The 4,998-nt window shown below is 31.6% G+C and carries 7 protein-coding genes and 1 riboswitch; all 7 genes read right to left on the bottom strand.

All coding sequences use genetic code 11. The features are described 5' to 3' along the window. The coding region (locus VK998_RS01280) for a molybdopterin molybdotransferase MoeA (RefSeq protein WP_325224588.1) at positions 1-692 on the bottom strand (692 nt) is incomplete at its 3' end. 2 nt (positions 693-694) lie between these two features. Beyond that, the gene (locus tag VK998_RS01275; RefSeq protein WP_325224586.1) at positions 695-1,327 is read right to left on the bottom strand and encodes an ABC transporter ATP-binding protein; all 633 of its coding nucleotides are present in this window, start codon (positions 1,325-1,327) and stop codon (positions 695-697) included. A gap of 1 nt (position 1,328) precedes the next feature. Beyond that, a complete protein-coding gene (locus tag VK998_RS01270) occupies positions 1,329-2,030 on the bottom strand; it encodes an ABC transporter permease (RefSeq protein WP_325224584.1) in 702 nt (233 codons plus the stop codon). A 65-nt stretch (positions 2,031-2,095) separates the two neighbouring features. After that, positions 2,096-2,929 carry an ABC transporter substrate-binding protein gene (locus tag VK998_RS01265; protein ID WP_325224581.1) on the bottom strand — a complete coding sequence of 278 codons (834 nt, stop codon included), beginning with the start codon at positions 2,927-2,929 and terminating at the stop codon, positions 2,096-2,098. Positions 2,930-3,010: 81 nt separating this feature from the next. Continuing rightward, positions 3,011-3,130, bottom strand: a riboswitch (molybdenum cofactor riboswitch). Next, the gene (gene fdhD / locus VK998_RS01260; RefSeq protein ID WP_325224578.1) at positions 3,099-3,881 is read right to left on the bottom strand and encodes a formate dehydrogenase accessory sulfurtransferase FdhD; all 783 of its coding nucleotides are present in this window, start codon (positions 3,879-3,881) and stop codon (positions 3,099-3,101) included. It overlaps the preceding riboswitch by 32 nt. 10 nt (positions 3,882-3,891) lie before the next feature. Further along, a complete protein-coding gene (gene mobA / locus VK998_RS01255; protein ID WP_325224576.1) occupies positions 3,892-4,497 on the bottom strand; it encodes a molybdenum cofactor guanylyltransferase in 606 nt (201 codons plus the stop codon). Between the two features lie 11 nt (positions 4,498-4,508). Next, positions 4,509-4,998 (bottom strand): MogA/MoaB family molybdenum cofactor biosynthesis protein (locus tag VK998_RS01250; protein ID WP_325224573.1); only part of this gene is annotated, 490 nt, incomplete at its 5' end.

The following is a 4,998-nucleotide window of genomic DNA, read 5'->3' as shown; positions in this document are numbered from 1 at the left end:
ATAGCCTTCCCAACAGTTTCTCCACCTAATTTCACTATAGATGAATGAAGAGCATAACTATTTATATCCCTTATTTTACCCAATTCTAACTTTTCATCTAAATCTATTATTTCATCTCCCGTTGAAATTATATAAAAATTTGGCCTCTTATATACTTTTACTTTAGATATACCTAAAGCAGCCAATACTCCTACCACTTCTGGATTAATTTTTCTTCCCTTTTTTAAAGCTATCTGTCCTAATTTTATATCGTCCCCTTTTAATATTATATTTTCATTAAAAGATATGGGTTTATATACCATAAGGTTTTCTTCATCTAATTTTTCAGTGTACTCTATCATTACCATCCCATCTGCCCCTTCAGGAATCATTCCCCCTGTTGGAACATACATAGTCTCTCCAGATTTTATACTTTTTCTAGGAGTCTCTCCCATCCTTACTTCTCCTAGAATACTAAATAGACTTGGTACTGATTCGCTAGCTCCTTGACTATCCTTAGATTTAATTGCATAACCATCTACAGTGGAACGGTTAAACTCTGGCACATTTATATTAGAGTATATATTTTCTGCTAGAATTCTGTCTGTAGCATCTATTATAGATATTTCCTCCATCTCAAATTCATATTCTTTAAAGTTCTTCATAAGCCTATCCCTTGCCTCTTGGACCGATACTACATCAAAAAAATCCATATTTAATAACCTACCTTTCCAGATTTTAAATAGATAATATTATGACATAACCTTTCAGATTGCTCTATATTATGGGTAACTATAAGTACAGTCCCCTTATTTTCCTCATTAAACCTTAGTATTTCCCTTTCCATTATCTTTATAGATTCTGGATCTATGTTAGATGTTGGTTCATCTAATAGTAATAGATTTGGATTAAATACTAAAGCTCTTGCTAAACTTACCTTTTGGGATTCCCCCCCTGATAGTAAATGTCCTTTCTTGTCTCTAAGTTCTTTTATTTCAAACCTTTCCATTATCTTTCTTACTTCTTCTTTTCCTATATCCTTCTTTATACCCCTTACCTTTAAAGGGTATTCAATATTTTCATATACCTTTCTTTTAAAAAGATAGGGTTTTTGATTTACCAAAGTCATCTTTTTATAAATATTTCTATCTAATGATTTCCCATCATATTTGATGATGCCAGAAAAATCTTTATCTAAACCTGATAGGATTTTTAGTAAAGTAGTTTTCCCTGAACCATTAGGCCCTATAAGACCAGTAATCTTTCCTTTTTCAATTTTCAAATCTTCTATATCTAAAATTAATTTTTCAGAATAATATTTTTTTAAATTAAGTATAGATATTTCCATCTTAATCCTCTCCACTATAAGAATAGATTAAACTATTAATAACAAAAGAAATTATGAGTAAAACTATACCTAAAGCGATTGCCATAGGATAGTCTCCCATGGAGTTCATCATAGATATGGTAGTGGTTATAACTCTAGTTCGATTTTTAATATTTCCTCCTACTATCATAACTGCCCCAACTTCGGATATAGCTCTGGAGAACCCTGTAACAACATTGACTATCAAATCTAATTTAAGCTCTTTTATCGTTAGTATTATAATATCCATTTTATCTGCCCCTAAGGTTTTGCCTATTTTCTCTATTTCTTTCCCCCTATTTTTTGATAAACTATAGGTAAGACCTAAAATCAAAGGTGTTACCAATAAAGTTTGTGCAATTACCATTGCTTTTGGAGTATATAGAAGATCAAATTTCCCTAAAGGTCCTCTTCTCGAAAGCACAATAGCAACAACTAGTCCTACAACTACTGAAGGAATACTCATAAATGTATATAAAATTCGAGAAAAAGCTTTTTTCCCTTTAAAATCTTTAATCCCTAAATGTATTCCTAATGGAACACAAATTAAGGCAGCTACAACGGTAGCTGTCGTTGAAACAATTAATGATAAGGTTATTATACCATATACTTCCTTGTCAAATCCTATTAATAGTCCTATTGCTTCTTTAAAACCTTCTGCTATATAGTCTATTATAATCACCACCTATAGTTTAAAGCTGCATATTTTATCAACTAAATAAAATATGCAGCTTTAACTTTAAATATTAATTATTTTGCATTTGGTACAAATAAAGGCATTCCAAATTCTTCTACTCCATATTCTCCAATTAACTCCTGGGTTTCATCTGACAATAACCACTCCATAAATTCCTTAGCACCTTCAGCATTAATTTTATCGCTCTTTTCTGGGTTTACTGGTATTATACCATATTGGTTAAATAAATTTGCATCTCCTTCAATAATTACTTCTAATTCTAATGTATCCATCATGTTTAAATAAGTAGCCCTATCAGTAATGGTATAGCCTTGTTTCTCATCAGCCATTTTAAGTACATCCCCCATACCAGCTCCTGCTTCTAAATACCATTCTCCTTCAGGCTCTATATTGGCTTCTTTCCATATAGATAGCTCTTTCTTATGAGTTCCTGAATCGTCTCCCCTAGAAACAAAAGTAAATTCATTTTCTGCAATGGTTTTTAATCCTTCTAATATATTATTTGGCGTATTTTCTTTTAACTTTAATGGATCTTCACCAGGTCCTACTAATACAAAATCATTATACATTACATCGCGTCTTTCTAAACCATGTCCTTCTGCAACAAATTCTTCTTCACTAGCCTTAGCATGAACCAAAAGGATATCTGCTTCTCCATCCTTACCCATTTGCAATGCTTTACCAGTACCTACTGCTATTACATCTACCTCAATACCTGTTTTCTCTTCAAATTCTGGTAATATGTAATCCAATAACCCACTATCTTGAGTGCTAGTAGTTGTGGATAAAATTATCCTTTTGCTTTCTTCTTCACCACTTTGTCCACAACCTACCAACATTGTGAGTATAAGTATTGCACTTAATGTTAATACTAAAAACTTTTTCATTTGAATCCCCCTCACTTTAATTTTTGTCCCTAATATATATAAAAAACAGTCCTAGAAAGGACTGTTAAAACTATAAACTCATTATAGTCATATAATCTTCCTTTCCAAATACGGGAGGCACAAGAATTTCTCCTTATACCTAACGGTTTAATCTTCATGGCTCCACGCTTTAGAAAATTAAACTCGGAAAATTTGTATAGATATTCATTTTTTCTCCTCTAGCAAATCCTATAAGTGTAATTCCTAGTTCTGTAGCCATCTCCACCGCTAGGCTAGTAGGGGCGGATCTGGAAACTATTACTGGAACTTGCCTTTTAGCAGATTTTATAAGGATTTCAGAAGATATTCTACCACTGGTTAAAATTATCTTATCCTTAGTATCAATTTTTTCTAGTAAGGCTTTTCCAAATATTTTATCTAGTGCATTATGTCTTCCTATGTCTTCTTCAAATATTATTATGTCTTGGTTGCTACACAATGCACAGCTATGGACTCCACCAGTGGTTAAAAAAAGTTCTGATTTCCTATTAAATTGTCTAACGATTTCTTTTATCTCGTCTGCTTGTAAAGATAAAGATTTCTCTATTTTCTTAGATTTAAAGGAATCTAACACGTTATAGAATAAGGTTCCCTTTCCACACCCTGAAGTAATGGTTCTTTTACCTCTAAGCTTTTCGTTAAATTTATTTATATTTTTAAGGTAAATATAACCTATACCCTTATCCTTATCTATCCTAATTCTATCTATATCTGAAAAAGATGTTAGGAAACCCTCTGAATATAAAAATCCTACCAACAATTCTTTTAAAGAATTAGGGCTGCATAGCAATGTTATGATCTCTTCATCATTTACAAAAATGGTAAAAGGATATTCCATTATAACTATATCTTCTTCATTCATAGATTCCTTCCCTTTTATCCTGATAATATTTACTGTTTTAGTACTATCCATCATACATACCTCAATCTTGACTATTTATAGCATTTAAAAAATCATCTAATTCTTCTTTAGTGTTTAAATTTAAAAACATATCCCAATTAGAACTAAATTGTCTAGCCTTTTCTTCTTCTACATAGTGAACAGGTAGTTTATATAATAAAGAATTAACAGATCTTTTATTTGACATTAAATACTCTTCTATGTCCATTATCATATCCTTGGAATAAAAAGCATTGAAAGGTTCTATCCATTCACCATATTTAGTTATACATGCTTTTACCTTTAATCCCTTTAATTCATTTCTCATATATTCAATATAATCTAGATTAATATTGGGCATATCGCAGGCTACAAAATAAACATATTGACTTGTAGCCTTACTTAATCCAGCATGGATTCCAGACAAAGGCCCTTTCCCAACTATTATATCCTTAGTTATTTTATCTGTAGAGCCTAGGTAATATTCTGATTTATTTGTTACAACTATTATTTCATCAAAGATTTTACTTAACTTTTTTCTTAGATTGTCTATAAGCCTTCTTTCGTTTATCTTTAACAACTGTTTATCAAAACCCATTCGAGTGCTTTTACCTCCTGCCAATATAACAGCTGTACCAAATTTTCTCATAATATTATCACCTACCTAGCACAGTCACCAGTTTGACCTGTTAATATTTCTAAACCATGATGTAAACTTTCCATTATATATTCTAAAGATTCTCTAACTGCTTTAGGGCTTCCTGGTAAATTTATTATTAAAGTTTTTCCTCTTATTCCTGAAACTGCCCTAGATAACATAGCCCTTGGAGTAATGCTGAGACTATAGTATCTCATAGCCTCAGCTATGCCATTGGCCATCCTATCACAAGCTTTTATAGTAGCTTCAGGAGTTACATCTCTTCTACTAAAGCCTGTTCCTCCAGTAGTTAGGATTAAATCTACTTTTAATTCATCAGCCATGTATATCATTTCTTCTAAGAGAGCTTTTTCGTCATCAGGAAGAATTATAGATTTTTCAACATTATATTCTTTTGACTCTACTATTTCTCTTATTGTCTTTCCACTTATGTCTTCCCTTTCTCCAATAGACCCTTTATCACTAGCAGTTATTATTCCTACTTTGAACATA

Origin of the sequence: Schnuerera sp. (genome assembly GCF_035459645.1) — a bacterium.
Lineage (GTDB): Bacteria > Bacillota > Clostridia > Tissierellales > Tepidimicrobiaceae > Schnuerera.
The sequence above is the reverse complement of the archived record's forward strand: the minus strand, read 5'-3'. Positions and strand labels throughout refer to the sequence as shown.